The sequence below is a fragment of the Kitasatospora sp. NPDC048286 genome (genome assembly GCF_043201735.1).
GTDB lineage: Bacteria > Actinomycetota > Actinomycetes > Streptomycetales > Streptomycetaceae > Kitasatospora.
In genome coordinates this window covers 19,080-37,675 of the sequence record NZ_JBICZE010000024.1, presented here as the reverse complement: position 1 = coordinate 37,675, position 18,596 = coordinate 19,080, and the positions used below count along the sequence as shown (strand labels likewise).

15 protein-coding genes are annotated in these 18,596 nt (G+C 75.5%); 7 read left to right on the top strand and 8 right to left on the bottom strand.

What is annotated here, in order from left to right:
• The first annotated feature begins 59 nt into the window (after positions 1-59).
• Positions 60-1,571 (top strand): HEAT repeat domain-containing protein, encoded by a 1,512-nt coding sequence (locus ACGF13_RS37660; protein ID WP_392883909.1) that lies wholly within the window; start codon positions 60-62, stop codon positions 1,569-1,571.
• A 123-nt stretch (positions 1,572-1,694) separates the two neighbouring features.
• Here the strand turns inward: ACGF13_RS37660 and ACGF13_RS37655 are convergent, their stop codons facing one another.
• Both ACGF13_RS37655 and ACGF13_RS37650 read right to left on the bottom strand, forming a co-directional pair.
• Positions 1,695-2,537 (bottom strand): undecaprenyl-diphosphate phosphatase, encoded by an 843-nt coding sequence (locus ACGF13_RS37655; RefSeq protein WP_392883964.1) that lies wholly within the window; start codon positions 2,535-2,537, stop codon positions 1,695-1,697.
• A 253-nt stretch (positions 2,538-2,790) separates the two neighbouring features.
• Positions 2,791-3,486, bottom strand: coding sequence for a class I SAM-dependent methyltransferase (locus tag ACGF13_RS37650; RefSeq protein ID WP_392883908.1), 696 nt, complete (start codon positions 3,484-3,486; stop codon positions 2,791-2,793).
• 146 nt (positions 3,487-3,632) lie between these two features.
• Here ACGF13_RS37650 and ACGF13_RS37645 point away from each other — a divergent pair, with 146 nt between their 5' ends.
• Entirely contained in the window at positions 3,633-4,163 is a 531-nt protein-coding gene (locus ACGF13_RS37645; RefSeq protein WP_392883907.1) for a DUF4396 domain-containing protein, read from the top strand.
• A 143-nt stretch (positions 4,164-4,306) separates the two neighbouring features.
• Here the strand turns inward: ACGF13_RS37645 and ACGF13_RS37640 are convergent, their stop codons facing one another.
• A complete protein-coding gene (locus ACGF13_RS37640) occupies positions 4,307-4,852 on the bottom strand; it encodes a PadR family transcriptional regulator (protein ID WP_392883906.1) in 546 nt (181 codons plus the stop codon).
• Positions 4,853-4,987: 135 nt separating this feature from the next.
• Here ACGF13_RS37640 and ACGF13_RS37635 point away from each other — a divergent pair, with 135 nt between their 5' ends.
• The gene (locus ACGF13_RS37635) at positions 4,988-5,758 is read left to right on the top strand and encodes an alpha/beta fold hydrolase (protein ID WP_392883905.1); all 771 of its coding nucleotides are present in this window, start codon (positions 4,988-4,990) and stop codon (positions 5,756-5,758) included.
• 100 nt (positions 5,759-5,858) lie between these two features.
• The gene (locus tag ACGF13_RS37630; protein WP_392883903.1) at positions 5,859-6,782 is read left to right on the top strand and encodes an aminoglycoside phosphotransferase family protein; all 924 of its coding nucleotides are present in this window, start codon (positions 5,859-5,861) and stop codon (positions 6,780-6,782) included.
• 33 nt (positions 6,783-6,815) lie between these two features.
• On the opposite strand, the gene ACGF13_RS37625 is transcribed toward ACGF13_RS37630, so the two are convergent.
• The 5 genes from ACGF13_RS37625 to ACGF13_RS37605 all read right to left on the bottom strand — a co-directional run bounded on the left by ACGF13_RS37625 (position 6,816) and on the right by ACGF13_RS37605 (position 11,100).
• Complete coding sequence (locus ACGF13_RS37625) at positions 6,816-7,679, bottom strand: biotin-dependent carboxyltransferase family protein (RefSeq protein WP_392883902.1); 864 nt, start codon at positions 7,677-7,679, stop codon at positions 6,816-6,818.
• A gap of 69 nt (positions 7,680-7,748) precedes the next feature.
• A complete protein-coding gene (gene pxpB, locus ACGF13_RS37620; RefSeq protein ID WP_392883900.1) occupies positions 7,749-8,375 on the bottom strand; it encodes a 5-oxoprolinase subunit PxpB in 627 nt (208 codons plus the stop codon).
• A complete protein-coding gene (locus ACGF13_RS37615; protein ID WP_392883963.1) occupies positions 8,372-9,136 on the bottom strand; it encodes a LamB/YcsF family protein in 765 nt (254 codons plus the stop codon). Before ACGF13_RS37615 ends, pxpB begins: the two co-directional genes overlap by 4 nt.
• Positions 9,137-9,310: 174 nt before the next feature.
• Complete coding sequence (locus tag ACGF13_RS37610) at positions 9,311-9,868, bottom strand: hypothetical protein (protein ID WP_392883899.1); 558 nt, start codon at positions 9,866-9,868, stop codon at positions 9,311-9,313.
• 179 nt (positions 9,869-10,047) lie between these two features.
• Entirely contained in the window at positions 10,048-11,100 is a 1,053-nt protein-coding gene (locus ACGF13_RS37605) for an IPT/TIG domain-containing protein (RefSeq protein WP_392883897.1), read from the bottom strand.
• A 209-nt stretch (positions 11,101-11,309) separates the two neighbouring features.
• Between ACGF13_RS37605 and ACGF13_RS37600 the strand changes: the two genes are divergently transcribed.
• The 3 genes from ACGF13_RS37600 to ACGF13_RS37590 all read left to right on the top strand — a co-directional run bounded on the left by ACGF13_RS37600 (position 11,310) and on the right by ACGF13_RS37590 (position 18,517).
• On the top strand, positions 11,310-12,827 hold the full coding sequence (locus ACGF13_RS37600) for a hypothetical protein (RefSeq protein WP_392883961.1): 1,518 nt from the start codon (positions 11,310-11,312) through the stop codon (positions 12,825-12,827).
• Positions 12,828-12,961: 134 nt separating this feature from the next.
• A complete protein-coding gene (locus ACGF13_RS37595; RefSeq protein WP_392883896.1) occupies positions 12,962-13,837 on the top strand; it encodes a hypothetical protein in 876 nt (291 codons plus the stop codon).
• Between the two features lie 117 nt (positions 13,838-13,954).
• Entirely contained in the window at positions 13,955-18,517 is a 4,563-nt protein-coding gene (locus ACGF13_RS37590) for a hypothetical protein (protein ID WP_392883895.1), read from the top strand.
• Positions 18,518-18,596 lie beyond the last annotated feature (79 nt).

Here is an 18,596-nt window from a genome sequence, read left to right as displayed (position 1 = left end):
GAGACCCCGGCGACGGAAATCCCGTTGCCACTACGACCGCCGCAACGGATGCTGACCTCATGTTCGAGCCAGTGATAGCACCCAGTGCCAGCCTCCTAGGCCTCCTGCAGAGAGGTCGCGGAGACGGGCAGCTCCACGCGCTGGCCGCCGATCGTGCCGAGGCCATCGCCGCGCTGGAGGAGTGCGTCACCAGGGACCCGCGAGCCGACTGGCAGGTCGAGAGCCGGTCCCTCTACTACGCGCGCATCTACATGGAGCTGGAAGCCCCCCTCGAAGGCATCGAGGACCACCTCCACTCCGCCGAGGACCTGATCACCGACGACGAGAGCCGCACCGGCCTCGCCCTTTCCGTCCTGGGCCACCTCGCCGCGTACGGCCGGCGCGACGCGCTGCTGATGCTGCGCGAGTACGCCGCCACCGGCGCCAACTGGTCCTGGGCCCTGGACGAACTCGCCCTGCGCGACGACGACCGCGGCCTGCTGCTGCTCGGCACCGCCGTGCTCGACCGCTTCGCGCCGGGCCCCGAGGGCGACGCCGAGCTGCGCGAGTTCATCCGCAACGCGTACGAGCCCCGGCCCTGGCGGCTGTGGGCGGCCTACCACCCCAGAGTGGCGGCGGCCAGCGAACAGTCACCCTTCGACCTGTGGCAGCGCCAGGTCAACCGCAGCGGCGTCACCCCCGGGTGGTCCACCGCCGACGTGCTGGCCTGGGCCGACCAGGGCGAACTCGGCGGCCTCGGCGTGGGCGCCTTCCTGGGCCGGCCCGACGCCCGCCCGGAGCCCGCCCGCGGCACCGACGCGGAGTCCGGCCCCGACGCGGTGGACCGCCGCGCCGCCGCGGCCGCCCGCTGCCTGACCGCCGTGGTCCGGCCGGAGGACCACCCGCTGCTGCTGGAAGCGGCCCGCGACGGCCTGCCGGGCGCCCGCCGGGCCGCCCTGCGCTACCTGGTCGACCAACGCGACCCGGCCGCCGCCGAGCTGATCGAGGCCGCCGCCGCGGACGTGGACGACCGGATCGTCCGGGCCGCCCTGGAACTGCTCGGCCGGATGCGCGGCCCTGAGGTGCTGGCACACGCCCGCCGCTGGGCCGACCCGGCCAGCGGCGGCGCCGACAGCGCGCTCGGCGAGGCCGCCGTCCAGTTGCTCGCCGACGCCGGCGAACCGGCCGACGCGCCGCTGGTGGTGGCCGGGCTGCGCCGCTGGATCTCCGTGCGCGGGGTCAGCGGTACCGGGCTCGGGTCGCTGGTGGACGGCGCGGGGCGGCTGGCCGCCGCCGACGCCGTACCGGTCCTGCGCCACATCTACGGGGAGGCCGCCTCCTCTGAACTGCGCCGACGCGCCGCCCAGGCGCTGGCCGCGACCGACGTGCACTTTCCCGAGGGGCCCGCCGTCGAGTGCCTCTGGGACTGCGAGGAGTCCACGCGTGAGCTCGCCGCGCGCCATGTCGCCACCACGGGCGACGCGCGTGTGCTGGAGCGGTTGCGCAGGCTCGCCGCCGACCCGGCCGAGGAGGCCGAGGTCCACGCCGCCGTACGCGGCCGACTGACCGCCGCCCGGGAGTTCGGGCGTTAGAGGGCCTGTCGTCGCGTCGACAGGCCGGGTCCTCAACGTTCGGTGGGCCGGGACACCGTGTCGGTGTCCCGGCCCACTCGCTTTCCGCGGGTCCGTGTTTCTGGAACCGGGTTCTACTTCGATCTACTTCACCGCGCCCGCGTCCGGAGCCAGGACGCCGCCGAAGACCAGCCCGATGATCAGAATGCCGAGCAGCACCCGGTAGACCACGAACGGCATGAAGCTGTTGTTCGAGATGTACTTCAGGAACCAGGCGATCGCCGCGTAGCCGACCACGAAGGCGATCAGGGTGGCCAGGATGGTCGGTCCCCAGGCCGGGGCCGGGCCCTCGCCGATCTTGAACAGCTCCAGCGCGCCCGAGGCGAGCACCGCCGGGATGGCGAGCAGGAACGAGTAGCGGGCCGCGGCCTCCCGGCTGTAGCCGAGCAGCAGCCCCGCGCTGATCGTGCCGCCGGAGCGGGACACGCCCGGGATCAGCGCCAGCGCCTGGGCGAGGCCGTAGATGCCCGCGTGCGGCAGCGTCAGGTCGGTGATCGGGCGGGCGTGGCGGACGGCCCGGGTGCGGTCGGCGAAGGCCAGGATCAGGCCGAAGACGATCAGTGTGGTGCCGATGATCCGCAGGTCGCGCAGGTGGGTCTCGATGGTGTCCTGGAACAGCTTGCCCAGGATGCCGATCGGCAGGGTGCCGATGATCACGAACCAGCCCATCCGCGCGTCCGGGTCCGAGCGCAGGGCCGGGCGGAACAGGGACAGCACCCAGGTCCTGATGATCGAGGCGATGTCCTTGCGGAAGTAGATCAGCACCGCCGTCTCGGTGCCGAGCTGGGTGACGGCCGTGAACGCCGCCCCCGGGTCGTCCCAGCCGAACAGGGCGGAGAAGACCCGCAGGTGGGCGCTGGAGGAGACCGGCAGGAACTCGGTGAGCCCCTGGATCAGGCCGAGGACGGCCCCGTGGAACCATTCGATCACCGGGCACCCGCCGGGGATATCGGTCGGGCGTGGGGCAGGGGCGGCATGGGCGGGTCCTTGCGGGTCGGAAGGGCGTTCGGGACCGCCATGACCCGCCGGGCCCGCGGGCCGCGCGCGAGCCAGGCGCGCGGCTGATGGTACGGGGTGAAGGTAACGGTTCTTTGTTCACCCTTTGTTCCGGCTTTGCGCACAGGTGCACTGCCGGGGTCGGAGGGGCGCCGGGGGGTACCGGTCGCCGGAACGCCGGTCGCTAGAGCACCGGCCGCGCCCGGACCCAGGTGCGGTCCGCGGTCAGGTAGCGCTCGACCACCAGGCCGGCCTCCGCGAGCGCCCCTTCGAAGGCCTCGGTGCTGAGCGGGCGGGACAGGAAGGTCTGCGACCAGGTTCCGTCCGGGAAGTCGTACTCGAAGCGGACCGAGTTGACGCCGTCTCCGACCGGCGTGGCCGAGACCAGCCGGGCCCGGGCGTCCGGGCCGATCGAGTTCTCCCGCGGCACGTTCAGGTGCCAGTCCTCGCCCTCGCGCTGCACCAGCACGCAGCCGTCCTCGGTGACGTGCCGTCGGCAGGTCTCCAGCAGGCCCCGGCGGACCGTCACGTCACCGGCGTGCACCAGGAAGGAGGCGAGCATGACGACGTCGAAGTGCTCGCCGAGGTCCAGCCCCTCGATCGGGCTGCGCACCGTGCGGACGTCGGCGCGGACCCGGGCCAGCATGTCGGCGGACTCGTCCACGGCGGTCACGGTGAAGCCGCGGTCGGCCAGCGGGTGCGTCATCCGGCCGACGCCGCAGCCGAGTTCGAGGATGCGCGCGCCGGGCGGCACGGCCGCCTCGATCACGTCCGGGGCGTCGCCCACGGGCAGGCGGCTCCAGACCTCGACGGCGCAGCCGTCCGGGGTGATCGGGCCCGCGCCCGTTCCGTCGTAACCCTCGCGTCGCTCAGATGCCATGCCGTTCATCGGAACACGGACGGGTGTGCGGGGGGAAGAGGGCGTCGGGAAGGGGTTGCTGTATACCCCATGGGGGTATATGTTCGGCGTCGGCGGAGCGAGAGAAGCGGGCGCCCGACAGGGCGCCGGAGCAAGTGGAGGACGACATGGCGCACCCCGCGCAGCACGGGCACCACGAGCACCACGACCACGACGGGCACGACCACGCGGGCCACCACCGGGCCCACGCCGGTGGCGGAGCCGGCTGGCGGACGGCCGCGCAGGCGACCCTGCACTGCCTCACCGGCTGCGCCATCGGCGAGATCCTCGGCATGGTGCTCGGCACCGCCTTCGGCCTCCACAACGGGGCGACCGTGGTGCTCTCGATCCTGCTGGCGTTCGTCTTCGGCTATGCGCTGACCATGCGTGGCGTGCTGAAGGCCGGTCTTGAGGTCGGTGCCGCGGTCAAGGTCGCGCTGGCCGCCGACACCGTGTCGATCCTGGTGATGGAGCTGATCGACAACACCGTGATGGTCACCGTCCCGGGGGCGATGGACGCCGGCCTCGGTGACCTGCTGTTCTGGGTGGCGCTGGCCGGCTCGCTGGCCCTGGCCTTCGTGCTGACCGTTCCGGTCAACAGGTGGATGATCGGCCGGGGGCGCGGCCACGCCGTGGTGCACGCCTACCACGGGCACTGATCCCGCTCCGGGGTGCCGGAGACTCTCGCCTGCGGCCCGTGCCGACCGTTCGACGGTCGGTGCGGGCTGCGGCGCGTTGTGGACGCGGCCCGTTCGGCCGGCGCGTCGGCCGCGTTCGGGTCGCGGTGTGTTCGGGGGCCGGTCTACGGTGCGTCCGGCCGCCCGTCGCCCTCCAGCTCGGCCAGGGTCGCGTGCAGCCAGGCGAGTTCGGCCTCGGTGGTGGCGCGGGCGACCAGCAGCAGCCCGCGCCGGAACGGGTCGGTGAACTCCTCGGCGCCGACGGGGCGGTCGCCCTCGTAGAAGAAGCTGGCCGGCTCGGCGAGGAAGGCCAGCCGGCGGCGGAGCACGGCGGCCTGGGCGGCGGGGTCGGCGAGGTGCCGCAGGAAGGCGAGCAGGGTGAACCAGCGGTTCTCGTCGCTGACGTCGAGCGCCTCGGGTTCGCGGAGCCGGTCGAGCAGTGCGGCGCGGCCGGCCTCGGTGAGGTGCAGGGTGTGCCGGGGCGCGGCGGCGCTGCCCGGCTCGGTCTCGCGAACCAGCAGGCCGTCGGCCTCCAGGCGCTTGATCGCGGGGTAGAGCGTGCCGTCGCTGATCGGGCGGACATGGCCGGTGAGCGCGGCGAGGTGGCGGCGCAGCTCGTAGCCGTGCAGGGGGCGGTCGTACAGGAACCCGAGGATCGCGAGCTTCAGCATGGGGACACTCTCTCAGATCCCTCCCTCGAAGCATGGATATCTCGCTATCGCGATACCTCGACTTCGATGTATCGTCCTGGTCGTCCGCCGGACTCCGCAGGGACCGGCACCCCTCTGGAACAGGAGCGAGCGAGCATGCGCGAGACCCCCGTCACCCCGAACGGCGACCGGATCCGCTGGGTCGAGCTGCCCGGTGCCGAACCGGCCCGGCTCTACCTGCACGGGCTCGGCGCCAGTTCGCCGGCCTACTTCGCGGCCGCGGCCACCCACCCGCTGCTCGCCGGCCGGCGCTCCCTGCTGCTGGACCTGCTCGGCTTCGGCCTCAGCGACCGGCCGACGGACTTCGGCTACACGCTGGAGGAGCACGCGGACGCGGTCGCGGCGGCGATGGCGGCCGCCGGGGCGGACCGGGTCGAGGCGGTCGGCCACAGCATGGGCGGGGCGGTGGCGATCGTCCTCGCCCAGCGGCACCCGCGGCTGGTCGAGCGGCTGCTGCTGGTGGACGCCAACCTGGACCGGATCGACCCCGACCGGAGCCACCCCGGCAGCAGCGGCATCGCGGCCTACGCCGAGGAGGAGTTCCTGGCCGGAGGCCGGGACGAAGTCGCCGAGCGGGTCGGCCCGTTCTGGTGGTCCACCATGCGGCTGGCCGGACCGGAGGCGCTCCACCGCAGCGCCCGCTACCTCGCGCGGGCGACCGTGCCGACCATGCGCGAGCTGCTGCTCGGGCTCGACCTCCCGCGCACCTTCCTGCATCCGGCGGCGGACGGCGAGCCGGCGGGTGCCGACGCCCTGCGCGCGGCGGGCGTACGGGTGGTCGCGGTGCCGGACTGCGGGCACAACATCATGCTCGACAATCCGGATGGCTTCGCGGCTGCCGCGGCCGCCGCGCTCGGGCAGGGCTGAGCGCAGGGCGGGCGCGGGAGGGCTGAACATGAGCGACGCAGGCCGCCCGCCGCCCGCCCGCCGTAGGCTGGGGCGGACCGCCCGAGAGGAGCCCGCCCCGATGCCCGTCGAGGTCCCGCCCGCGCTGGCCGCGTCCCTGGAGGAGTTCCTCGGCGCCGAGGGACGTGCCTGGGTGGTCCGACTGCCCGCCCTGGCCGAGGAGTTGCTCGACCGCTGGGAGCTGCGCCCGGACGGGCCGGTCGCGCACGGCGTGGTCGGGCTGGTGCTTCCGGTCCTTCGCGCCGACGGGTCGCCGGCCGTGCTCAAGCTCCAGCCCGTCGACGAGGAGACGGTGGGCGAACCGCTCGCGCTGCGGACCTGGGACGGCCGCGGCGCCGTCCGGCTGCTCGACCACGAACCGGCCACCGGCTCCCTGTTGTTGGAGCGGCTGGACCCGGCGCGCTCGCTGCTCGCCCTGCCCGACGACCTCGCGGCGCTGGCCGTGATCGCCGAACTGCTCAGGGAGTTGACGGGTCATCAGGCACCGTCCGGGCTGCGGACCTTGGCGGGTACGGCGAGTGACCTGCTGGACCGCGCCCCGGCGGCCGTCGCCGCCCTCGCCGACCCGGCGGAGCGGCGCCTGCTCGCCGACTGCGCGGCCGCCCTGTGCGAGGTCCGCGCCGACCCCGGCGACCGGCTGCTGCACTGGGACCTGCACTACGGCAATGTGCTGGCCCCGCTCCCGGGCAGCGGCCGGGCGCCCTGGCTGGCCATCGACCCCAAGCCGCTGGCCGGCCACCCGGGCTTCGAGCTGCTCCCGGCGCTGCGCAACCGCTGGGCGGACCTGGTGGCCACCGGGGACCCGGCCCGGGCGCTGCGGCGGCGCTTCGACCTGCTCACGGAGGTGCTGGAGCTGGACCGCGGCGTGGCGGCGGCCTGGACGCTCGCCCGGGTGATGCAGAACGCGGTCTGGGCGGTCGAGGAGGGCGCGGCACGACTGGACCCGGACCAACGGGTCGTCGCCGAGGTGCTGTCGGGGCGCTGAGCGCGGAGCCTGCGCGCCGTTCGGCGTTCCCGCTCAGCGCTCCCGCAGGGGCACGAAGCGCACCGGCGTCCCCGGCCGGGCCTGTGCGGCGGCCGCGAGGTCGACGGTCGGCACGACGCCGACCACCGGGTAGCCGCCGGTGGTCGGGTGGTCGGCCAGGAATACCACCGGCTGCCCGTCGGGCGGTATCTGCACCGCGCCCAACACCATGCCCTCGCTGGGCAGTTCACCGTTCCGGGCGCGGGCGACCGGCGGGCCCACGGTGCGCAGCCCGACCCGGTTGCCGGTCGGCGAGACCAGGTACCGGTCGCGGCCGAGGCGGGCCACCGCCTCCGGGGTGAACCAGTCCGTGCGCGGTCCGAGCCGCAGCCGCAGCACCAGCTCGGCCGGGGGAGCGGGCAGCGGCACCAGCTCGGGCCGGGCCCGGTACGGCGGCGGGGTGCCGACCGGCAGCCGGTCCCCGGCGGCGAGCGGGGCCGGCCCGAGCCCGGAGAGCAGGTCCGCCGAGCGGCTGCCGAGCACCGGCGGCACGGCGATCCCGCCCGCCACCGCCAGGTAGCCGCGCACCCCGGCCGTCGCCGCCCCCACCTCCAGCACGGACCCGGCCGGCACCACGACCGGTGCGCCCCATGCGGCGGGCCGCCCGTCCACCCGTACGGGCGAGGGCGCGCCGGTGACGGCGACCAGCACCGTCCCGACGGCCCGCAGCGCGACCCCGCCGAGCGTGGTCTCCAGCCCGGCCGCCCCGGCGTCGTTGCCCACCAGTCGGTTGGCCGCCCGCAGCGCCGGTTCGTCCAGCGCCCCGGCCCTCGGCACCCCGAGGTGGGCGACCCCGTGCCGCCCGAGGTCCTGGACCGTGGTCAGCGGCCCGGGCCGTTCCACCACCAGCTCGTTCAACTCCGGCTCCCCTCGGGGTCTCTCCGACCAGTGGCGTCGCACGCCCGGCGGGAACTGTTTGGACACGTCCTACGCCCGTTCCACCGTGAAGCGGACCCTGGTGCCCGGGGCCAGCGGGGCCGGCGGCTCCCGGTCGGCGTCCCAGAGGGTGAGCGCCGTGCGGCCGATCAGCTGCCAGCCGCCGGGGGAGGGGTGCGGGTAGACGCCGGTGTACGGGCCGGCCAGGGCGACGGAGCCGGCCGGGACGGAGCTGCGCGGGGTGGCCCGGCGCGGCACCTCGTACCGCGCGGGGAGGCCGGTGAGGTACCCGAAGCCCGGGGCGAAGCCGCAGAACGCGACGACGTACTCGGGTTCGGTGTGGATCCGGACGGCGGCCTCCTCGGACACCTCCCACAGCGCGGCGACCTCGGTCAGGTCGGCGCCGTCGTACACGGTCGGGACCTCCACCAGCGGCCCGGGCACCGCCCCGGCCGCCGTCGGACGGGCGCTGCGCAGCAGCGCCGCCACCGCGTCGACGTCCGCGACGCCGTCCAGCAGCAGGGTGCGCGCGGCCGGTACCAGCTCCTCCACCGTGCCGAGCGCCCCCGCCTCCCGGCGCTCGCTCAGCCAGCCGTACAGCGCCGCCACCTCGGGCGTCCCGGGCAGTTCGACCAGCAGGGCCCGCTCGCCGACCCGGTGCACCGCCCGGACCGTCACGTGAAGGCCTCCACCCGGACCCCGGCGGAGGCCAGGGCGCCGCGGATCCGCCAGGCGAGCTGGGCGGCCCCGGGGGTGTCGCCGTGGACGCAGAGCGAGCGGGCCTCGACGGGGATCCGCTCGCCGCCGGAGGCCTCCACCATGCCGTCCCGGGCGATGCCGACGGCGCGGGTGATGACCGACTCGGGGTCGTGCACCACCGCGTCCGGCTCACGGCGTGGTACGAGGGCGCCGGTGCGGGTGTACGCGCGGTCGGCGAAGGCCTCGGCGACCACCGGGAGGCCGACGCCTTCGGCCACCTCCAGCAGCAGCGAGTCCGGCAGGCCCAGTACGGGCAGCGGTCCGTCGCAGACCGCGCCCGCCCGCAGCACGCCGGCCACCACGGCCTCGGCCTGCTCGGAGTCGCCGACCACCCGGTTGTAGAGGGCGCCGTGCGGCTTGACGTAGGAGACCTTGGAGCCGGCCGCGCGGGCGAACACCTGGAGGGCGCCGATCTGGTACGCGATCTCGTCGGCGAGCTCCTCCGGAGGCACGTCCATGGCGCGGCGGCCGAAGCCGGCCAGGTCGCGGTAGGAGACCTGGGCGCCGATCCGGACGCCGCGCTCGGCCGCGAGCGCGCAGACCCGCCGCATCGTCGACGGGTCCCCGGCGTGGAACCCGCAGGCGACGTTGGCGCTGGTCACCACGGACAGCAGGGCCTCGTCGTCGGTCAGGGTCCAGCGTCCGAACCCCTCGCCGAGGTCCGCATTGAGATCGATCACCGCATCGGCCACGCCCGTCCGCCTCCCAGCAGCTGTTGAGCCAGATGGTAGGGCCTGCGGATGAAGGCCGTTGCCCGTGACCCGGAGCCCCGCGGGCGCCGCGGCGTGTGCCCGGGAGTGCACGCCCCCGGGCGGCGCTGCGAGGGGTGGTGCGCGGCCGGGGGCCGGCGCGCGTCAGAGCGCGGGCGCCGGTTCCCGGGAGGCGCGCTCCAGCGGCCGCAGCGCCCGCAGCACGATCAGCAGCGGTATGACGCCGAAGACTCCGAACGACATGTCGATGAATCGCCATGCCACCGGAATCCCGCGCAGCGGACCGCAGATCAGCGCCAGCGGGATGACGGCCCCGCAGGCGAGCACGGCCCAGCGGATCACCCAGATGTTGCGGACCGGGTCCTTGAGCGGTCCCCAGAAGGCGGCGGCGATCACCAGGTGGGCGAAGGCCAGCCAGTCGGTGCCGTAGGCGAGGAAGGGGTAGCGCCCGTTGGTCTCGGCGACGCCGGTGTGGACCCGCTCCAGCCAGGCCGTGGCGGCCGGGACGCGGTCGCTCAGCGGGGCGGCCGGGCCGGAGGCGAAGTCGACCAGCCAGCGGGTCTCGGTCTCCAGCGGGAACGCGGTGAGACCGCTGAGCACCAGGCAGACCAGGAAGAACCAGAGCCACCGTCGGACCTTGCGGAGGATGACCGCCGGGTCGCCGTCCATCTCGTACACCTCCATGCCGAGCATGCCGAGCATGCCGAAGTACAGGCGGAGCCTTGTGCCGCCTGCGCGGAACCGACTCTAGACCCATCTTTTGAACATGTTCAACATGCCTTCCAGGGGAAGGACGGCGGCCGGAACGCACCGGTGCCCGGGTTCCGCGGAACCCGGGCACCGGTGGGGGTGGCACGCCGCACGCGGCGTGCGGACGGCCGCTACGCCGTGTAGGTGTACGTCGCCGGCGCGCTGGTCCCGCCCGGCGTGGTGACGGTGATGCCCACCGGCCCGGGCTGGGCGCCCGCCGGGGCCGTGGCCGTGCAGGCGGACGCGCCGCAGGAGACGTGGGTGGCGGGAACCCCGCCGAAGGCCACCGTCCCGTACGTCAGGTTGCTGCCGGACACGACCACCCGGGTGCCCCCGGCGGCCGGGCCGGAGGCGGGGGACAGGCTGCCGATCGTCGGCGCGGCCGGGGTCGGCGGGGTGCCGGTGTAGTCGAAGGTGACCGGCGCCGCGGCCGTGCCGCCGGGCGTCACCACACTGACCGGGGCGCTGCCCGAGCCCGCGGGCGTGGTCACCGTGCAGGCGGTGTCGGTGCAGCGGCCGGGCGCCGGGAGGCCGCCGACCAGCACCATGCCGTTGGCCAGGTTGCTGCCGCTGACGGTCACCGCGGTGCCGCCCGCGGCCGGGCCGGTGGCGGTGTCGAGGCCGGTGACGGCCGGGGCGGCCTGGACGGTCGCCGGCAGGTGGCTCTTGCTGACGAGGTCGTAGCCGGAGATGTGCCCGGTCGGGTCGCTGTCGTTCGGGTTGGCGACCGTCGCGGTGATCGCGCCGGCGATCGGCACGCCGGGCGTGGTGGCCAGGTTGAGCTTCATGAAGTTGTAGCTGCCGGGCGCCCGGGTGGCGGTGAACACGGCCTCCAGGTGGCGGTGGTCGGGGGAGAGGGCCGTGGTGAAGGTGTAGTCCGGCGGCGTGGGGAAGAACATCGCGCCGTCGGTGGTGACACCCGGCGGCAGGTCGAGGGTGATGTGCGTCGGCCCGGTCAGGTCCGCGGTGCCGGACGTGGTCCAGCTCACCCACATGTTGCCGGTGGTGAAGAAGCCGCCGGGGTAGTTCCCGCCCTGCGACACGGTCACGTGCTGGGCGGAGGCCGACGGGGTGTCGGCCGGGGCGGCGGTCGCGGTCGCACCGGTGGCGAGGACGGCGCCGGTGGCGAGGGTGGTCACGGACAGCGCGGCGGCGAGGCTCGCTTTGGCCAGTCGGGTGATCATAGGTCGATCATCACCGAACCAACGCGCCGCCCTCACGGTTTTCTCGAATACGAGTTCGGGAATGGCGGAATTCCGTCGAAACGACGTTCCGAATCGGTCACCCGCACCGCCGCCCACCTGCTGCTCCGCCCGCCCGCAAGGTCCGTTTCGGTCGATGTCGGTGCGAACCTCTAATCTTGTCCCCCGTGACCGCCATCGCAGACCCGCCCATCGAGCCCGGCCTCCGCCCGCCCGCCGGCCCGGCCGCCGCCGCGCGCCCCGCGCCGGGCCCCGCCGCCGACGAGGGCCTGGCCCGCCGGCTCAAGGCGCTGGCCTGCACCGCCCCGCTGCACGACCTGGACAACCGCAAGGTCAACCTGGCCGGCGAGTACGGCGGCTACGCGATGGCCGAGGTCGGCCTCGCCGCGATCGACCTGGTCACCCTGAACATGGACTTCGACACCGGGGCCGACCGCGAGATAGTGCTCGCCCGGCTGCTGCCCAGGGTCGCCGCCCAGGCCGTCGACCGCCCCGCCACCGAGCACGAGCGGGTCGCCCGCTGGGTGCTGGAGTCGATGATCAACGTCGGCAGCGTGGACCGCGGCTTCCGCGCCGTCTACGGCACCTTCGGCGCGGACGGCGAGTACATCCGCCGCGACTACGACTTCAAGCTGATCGAGGAGGTCCCCGGCCCCGACGGCGGCGTCTACCTGCGCACCACCGACGAGGCGGTCAACGTCCTGGTCGGCGCGCTCGACACCGACGTCACCTCGGCCCAGATCGCCGCCGAGGTCAAGCTGGAGGTGCTGATCCGCCGCGGCCGCCTGGCCGACGCCCAGCTCGCCGCCGAGCAGGCCCGCTACCGCACCGTCCAGTACGCCGAGACGCTGCGCCGCGCCCTGGACGCCACCCGCCGCAACGTCCGCGCCGTCGACTGGATGCGCGCCATCCCCGACCTCATCGAGGAGGCGCTGGACCACATCGCGGACCGCTACCGGCACGAGAACGCGATTCTCACCAACATCCGCAAGGCCCGCGACGAGGCCGAGGACCCGGAACACAAGCGCCGCGCCGCCGAACTGGTCGACATCGTCAAGGACTGCATCCGCCGCCACACCCAGCTCCAGACCCGCCTGCTGGAGGCCGGCCCGCTGTTCCGCGCCGAGCAGGACCGGCAGGCCTTCGCCACCCCCGGCGCCCGCAGCGGCATCGACCTCTACGGGCAGCTGCTCGCCCCCGTGCTGCGGCTGCCGATAGAGCAGGCCGTCCGCCCCACCGGCGCGTTCTTCGCCCGCGGCGCCGGCCTGCGCACCCCGGTCTCGGTCCGGGTCGCCGACCTTGTCGACCTGCTGCTCACCCCGCCGGTCGAGCGCGAGCACCTCGGCGCCGAGCTGCCCGACCCCGACTTGGTCGCCACCCCGGACGACAGCCGGTTCTCCGAGGCCCAGCTGGAGTCCGCGATGGTCCTGCTCGACCTGCCCCCGGACGCCCCCCGCCGGCTCTCCGGCCTGCTCGCCGACGCCCGCAAGCAGGACCCGGACCTGCCCTACCTGGTCGCCCTGCTCGCCGTGCACGCGGCCAGCCCGCCGGTCGGCACCGCCTACCGCCAGGGCGAGGAGCGGCTGCTGTTCGCCGTGGACGACGGCACCCCGCTGCGCGACCCGGAGTTCGGCGGCGCCGACCTGATCGTCGGCAGCGCCCTGCTCGACGCGGTCGGCATGGCCGCCGACCGCAAGGACGCCGGCTGACCGGCCGGGCCGCACCCCGCCGGAACCGGCCCCGCCGGCAGCCGACCCCGCCGCAACGACCTCGCCGCAACGACCCCGCCGGAACCGACCTTGACGAACCGTAACCACCGCGCCACCCCCGAGGAGCACCGCCCGTGACGACCCACCACGACACGTCCTGGGCGACCGAGAGCGAACCCGCGGCCCCCGCGCCGATCACCCCGGCCGACGTCGCGGACGCCGCCCGGCTGGTCTCCTTCGGCCTCCAGGCCAAGCTGCTGCCCGCCCGGGACGCCGAGTACGCCGAACTGGTCCGCCGCCACCGCGAGGACCCGCCGTTCGCCCGGCTCGCCGACGCCATCGCCACCGGCATGGGCCTGGTCGTCCTGGAGGTCTCCCCGCGGGCCGGCATGGCCGTGGCCGCCGCCGAGGACTCGCTGTTCGCCGTCCGGCTGGGCGACTACTCGCGCCGCGCCGCCTCCGAGTCCACCGACCGCTTCCTGCACGGCCTCGCCCACCTGGCCGTCGCCGCGATGGCCTTCCCCCGCCCCGAGGACCTCGCCGACGACGGCTACCTCGGCCGGATCACCGTCAACGGCGTCGACTCCTTCGTCCGCCAGGCCTGCCGCCGCCTCGAGGAACAGGCCGACGCCGAGGGCGCCAACACCGACCCGGCCTCCGACGCCCCCGGCCTGGAGGCCGCCTGGCGGGTGTGGGCCCGGCGCACCGCCACCGGCGCCACCAAGGACGCCCGCCGGCTCTCCGGCTCCACCATCGGGATCGTCGCCAAGGCCGTGCTGTTCCTGGTCGACTCCGGCTTCCTCCAGAAGGTGTCCGACGACTCCGGCGGCACCTACCGCACCACCGCCCGCTATCAGCTCCAGGTGCGCGACCTGGCGGGCAGCGCGGCCATGGCCGAACTGCTCGACCTCGGCATCGTCGCGGTCTCCGACGGCACCGCCAGCCTGCTGCCGCCGGACACCGGCGACGAACTGGTCGCCGACGCGGGGCTGCCGTTCCACGCGCTCTGAGCCCCGGCGCTCCGAGTCCACCCGCTCCGAGCCCACCGCGCCGGCCGCGGCCCACCCGCCCCGATCCGGCCCGCCGCCCATCCCTCACGCCACGCAAGCCACGGAGAACCGCCGCACATGTACGAGCTCAACCGGGTCCGCCTGTACTCGATCGGACCGGCCGGCGCCCGCTACGCCGACACGGTGCTCGACCTGCGCGGCGTCGGCGAGCCGGTCGCCGACCCGGCCCCGCAGCAGATCGGCCTGTTCGGCGAGGACATCGACGGCCCGGTCCGCCGCCCCGCCCCGGCCGGTGTGCTCTTCCTGGAGAACGGCGGCGGCAAGTCCGTCCTGCTCAAGCTGATCTTCTCGGTCATGCTCCCCGGCCACCGCAACACCCTCGGCGGCGCCAGCTCCGGCGTGCTGCGCAAGTTCCTGCTCGCCGACGACTGCGGCCACGTCGCCCTGGAGTGGCAGCACACCGTCACCGGCGAGCTGATCGTGGTCGGCAAGGTCAGCGAGTGGCGCGGCCGCCAGGTCTCCTCCGACCCGCGCAAGTTCGCCGAGACCTGGTACTCCTTCCGCCCCGGCCCCGGCCTCACCCTCGACGCGCTGCCGGTCGCCGAACGGGTCAGCCTGGCCGGCGACCAGAAGGCCCGCGGCCGCCGCCGCACCATGAAGGGCTTCCGCGACGCCCTCACCGAGGCAGGCAAGGCCCACCCCCACCTCGACCTGGTCTTCGAGGACGGCCACGACCGCTGGACCGAGCACCTCGGCGAACTCGGCCTCGACCCCGAACTCTTCCGCTACCAGCGCGAGATGAACGCCGACGAGGGCGAGGCGGCCGGCCTCTTCGCGGTCAAGCACGACAGCGACTTCACCGACCTCCTGCTGCGCGCCGTCACCGACACCCGGGACACCGACGGCCTCGCCGACCTCGTGCACGGCTTCGCCGCCAAGCTCGGCCGCCGCGCCGAACTCACCGCCGAACGCGACTTCACCGCAGGGTCGTTGGACCTGCTGGAGCGCATCGCCGAGGCCACCACCGCCCGCGAGACCGTCCGCGAGGCCCACCGCACCGCCGAGCGCCGCACCCGCCGCCTCGCCCACGCCCTCGCCTCCCGCGCCACCGCCGAACGCGACCGCGCCCAGGACCTCGCCATCGAGGTCGCCGCCGCCGTGAGCGCCGTCACCGCGGCCGAGGCCGACCGCACCCGGCACAGCCTGATCACCGACGAACTCACCCACCGGCACGCCACGTTGAGCCTCACCGCGGCCACCGCCGAGGCCGCCGCGCTGCGCCGCGAACTCATCGACGCCCGCACCCTGCACTCCGCCTGGCAGGCCGCCGAGGCGGTGCTGCGCCAGCGCACCGCCGCCGACCGGGTCGCCCGGGTCGCCGCCGCCATCCGCGAGGCCGAGCTGGACGCCGCCCCCGCGCTCGCCGCCCGGGCCCGCGCCGCCACCGCCCTGGCCCGCGCCCTGGAGACCGCCGCCGCGGCCGCCGAGTCCCGCGCCGACACCGAGGAGGAACGCGCCGGCGAACTCCAGGAGGAGGGCGGCAAGGCGCAGTCCGACGCCACCGAGGCCGCCACCGCCGCCCAGAAGGCCCGCAGCGAGGCCGAGCACCTGCGCCAGCGCCTCGCCGAGGTCGAGCAGGAGACCGAGGCCGCCGTCTCGGCCGGCTTCATCGACGCCGACGGCGACGTGGACCCGGCCCGCGCCGCGCTGCACGCCGCCGACGTCGAGAAGGCCGCCGCCGCCGGACTCGCCCAGGCCCGCACCGCCGCCGAGGCCGCCGCCGCCCGGCTGCGCGAGGCCGCGGCCGCCACCTCGCGCGCCGAACTCGCCGCCGAGCGGGCCGGCGACGCCCGCAAGGACGCCGCCCGCGCCCTCGCCGCCGAGCAGCGCACCGCCGCCCTGCTCGCCACCGAGGAGCGCCTCGCCGACCTGCTCTCCCTCACCCCCTACCAGGAGGGCGCCGAGGAGGACGCCGGCTTCCTCACCCCCGCCCTGCTCGACCGCAACGCCGAGTACCTGCGCGAACTGCTCGACGAGTCCATCGCCACCGCCGAACGCACCCTGTTCGACCTCCGTACGGCCGCCGCCGACGACTCCCGCATCCTCGCCGCCCTCGGCGACGGCGGCCTGCTGCCGCCCGGCCCGGACGTGCTCGCCACCGTCGAGTACCTCGCCGAGCACGGCATCCCGGCCCTGCCCGGCTGGCGCTACCTCGCCCAGTCCGTCGACCCGGCCGACCACGAGGCGATCCTCGCCGCCCGCCCGGAACTGGTCGACGGCGTCGTCGTCACCGACCCGTCCTCGCTGGAGCGCGCCCGCGAGGCCCTGCAGGCCGCCGCCCTGCTGCCGCGCTCCACCGTGGCCGTCGGCGCCGCCGCCTCGCTGATCGCCCCGATCACCGACCAGCCCGCGTTCTTCCTGGTGCCTCCGAACCCGGCCATGCACGACGAGTCCGCCGCCGACGGCGAGCGCCGCGAACTGCGCGCCCGGGCGAGCGCCCGCGAGGAGCACATCCGCGAACTGGCCGGCCGCCTCGGCGCCGACCGAGCCCTCGCCGCCCGCCTCGCCTCCTGGCACGCCAGCTGCCCGCCCGGCACCCTCGCCGAACTCGCCGCCGCCGCCGAGGCCGCCCGCGAGCACGCCGAGCAGGCCGCCGCCGCCCTGGCCACCCTGCGCGCCGACCACGACGAGGCCGAGACCGACCACGCCGCGGCCGCCTCCGCCCACGAGGAGCACCGCGAGGCCGCCCAGCGCGCCCGCCGCCGCGCCGACGCCCTCTCCGGCCTCGCGTTCCGGCTGCGCGAGCGCGGCAACTGGGCCCGCCGCCAGCGCGAACTCGCCGAGGACGCCACCGAGTGCGACCGCCGCCAGGCGCTGTGCGCCGAACGCGCCCGCACCTGCGACGAGGACCGCCGCGCCGCCCAGCGCGCCGCCGACGACGCCCGCCGCACGGCCCGCGCGCTGCGCGCCGAACGCGCCGAGATCCCCGCCGCCGAGCAGGCCGACGAGCCCGCCGAGACCACCCCCGTCGCGCTTCCCGCCCTGCGCGAGGCCTACCGCGCCGCCTCCCAGCTGTACGAGAAGGTCGGCGTCGGCGCCGACCTGCGCGCCGAACAGGCCCGCGCCGAGGGCGACGAGGCCGCCGCCGCGGCCGAACTCGACCGCCTCACCAACAAGGTGCGCACCCGCGCCGAGGAACTCCTCGGCAGCCCCGACGGCGCCGACGGCCCGGCCCGCCAGGCCGCCGCCGCCCGCGCCGAGGAACTGGTCGCCACCATCGAGGCCCGCTCCGCCACCGCCAGCGAGCAGCTCGGCCGCCTGCGCGGCGAGGCCGAGCGCTCCGCCCCCGCCGACGGCGAGGCGCACACTGAGCTGCCCGAGGACCTCGTCCCCACCGACCCGGAGCACGCCCAGGCCCTGCTGCGCACCGCCACCAGCCGCCTCGCCGAGCGCCGCGAGGCCCTGGACGCCGCCCGCACCGCCCACGCCGACCTCCAGCGCACCTTCGACACCGCCCAGGCCGCCGCCGCCGACTTCGACGAGCTGGCCGGCCAGCTGCGCGACGGCCTGCGCGACCACCAGGAGGACCCGGACGACCCGGTCGAGCCGTACCTGGGCTCGCTGGCCGAGGCCCGCAACGGCGCCACCGAGGCCCGCCGCTCCCTGCGCACCGCCGCCGGCGAGCTGTCCTCCGCCGAACTCGCCGTCCGCGACGCCTCCGACGCCCTGGTCCGGCACGCCAACGCGGCCCGCTACGAGGCCGTCCGCACCCCCGCCCGCCAGCAGATCCGCGAACTGCCCGCCTCCGCGCTGCCCGAGCACGCCGCCGCCTGGGCCGCCGCCTTCGCGCCCCGGCTGCGGGTGCTCACCGACGAGCTCGCCCAGCTGGAGAAGAACCGCGGCTCGATCGTGGACCGGCTGCGCGGCCTGGTCGAGTCCTCGCTCACCACCCTGCGCGCCGCCCAGCGGCTGTCCCGGCTGCCCGAGGGCCTGGGGGAGTGGTCCGGCCAGGAGTTCCTCCGGATCCGCTTCGAGGACCCGGACCACGCCACCCTGGTCGAGCGCCTGGGCGAGGTCATCGACGAGGCCACCCGGGCCGCCGTCAAGAAGAACAGCGACCTGCGCCGCGACGGCATGTCCCTGCTGCTGCGCGGGGTCGCCGCGGCGATCGGGCCCAAGGGTGTCAGCGTCGAGATCCTCAAGCCCGACGCGGTGCTGCGCGCCGAGCGGGTCGGCGTCGGCCAGATGTCCGACGTCTTCTCCGGCGGCCAGCTGCTCACCGCGGCCATCGCGCTCTACTGCACGATGGCCGCGCTGCGCGCCAACGACCGCGGCCAGTCCCAGCTGCGGCACGCCGGCACGCTGTTCCTGGACAACCCGATCGGCCGCGCCAACGCCACCTACCTGCTGGAGCTCCAGCGGGCCGTGGCGGACGCGCTCGGCGTCCAGCTCATCTACACCACCGGCCTGTTCGACACCACCGCGCTCGCCGAGTTCCCGCTGGTGATCCGCCTGCGCAACGACGCCGACCTGCGCGCCGGCCTCAAGTACATCTCGGTGGAGGAGCACCTGCGCCCGGGCCTGCCGGCCGCACCGGACCCGGACGGCCCGGCCATCCACGGCGAGATCACCGCCACCCGGATGTTCAAGCGCCCCGCGGAGGTTCCCGCCCAGCCGTGACGGATCCCGTACGGGCGGGCGATCGCCGTGCGGGGGCGGGCGGTTCCCGTACGGCGGTGAACTGACCAGCGTGACGGGC

Excerpts from the sequence above, each read along its gene's own strand:
- ACGF13_RS37660 (WP_392883909.1), top strand. The coding sequence starts at position 60 with ATGTTCGAGCCAGTGATAGCACCCAGTGCCAGCCTCCTAGGCCTCCTG.
- ACGF13_RS37650 (WP_392883908.1), bottom strand. The coding sequence starts at position 3,486 with ATGGCATCTGAGCGACGCGAGGGTTACGACGGAACGGGCGCGGGCCCG.
- ACGF13_RS37645 (WP_392883907.1), top strand. The coding sequence starts at position 3,633 with ATGGCGCACCCCGCGCAGCACGGGCACCACGAGCACCACGACCACGAC.
- ACGF13_RS37640 (WP_392883906.1), bottom strand. The coding sequence starts at position 4,852 with ATGCTGAAGCTCGCGATCCTCGGGTTCCTGTACGACCGCCCCCTGCAC.
- ACGF13_RS37635 (WP_392883905.1), top strand. The coding sequence starts at position 4,988 with ATGCGCGAGACCCCCGTCACCCCGAACGGCGACCGGATCCGCTGGGTC.
- ACGF13_RS37630 (WP_392883903.1), top strand. The coding sequence starts at position 5,859 with ATGCCCGTCGAGGTCCCGCCCGCGCTGGCCGCGTCCCTGGAGGAGTTC.
- ACGF13_RS37610 (WP_392883899.1), bottom strand. The coding sequence starts at position 9,868 with ATGCTCGGCATGCTCGGCATGGAGGTGTACGAGATGGACGGCGACCCG.
- ACGF13_RS37605 (WP_392883897.1), bottom strand. The coding sequence starts at position 11,100 with ATGATCACCCGACTGGCCAAAGCGAGCCTCGCCGCCGCGCTGTCCGTG.
- ACGF13_RS37590 (WP_392883895.1), top strand. The coding sequence starts at position 13,955 with ATGTACGAGCTCAACCGGGTCCGCCTGTACTCGATCGGACCGGCCGGC.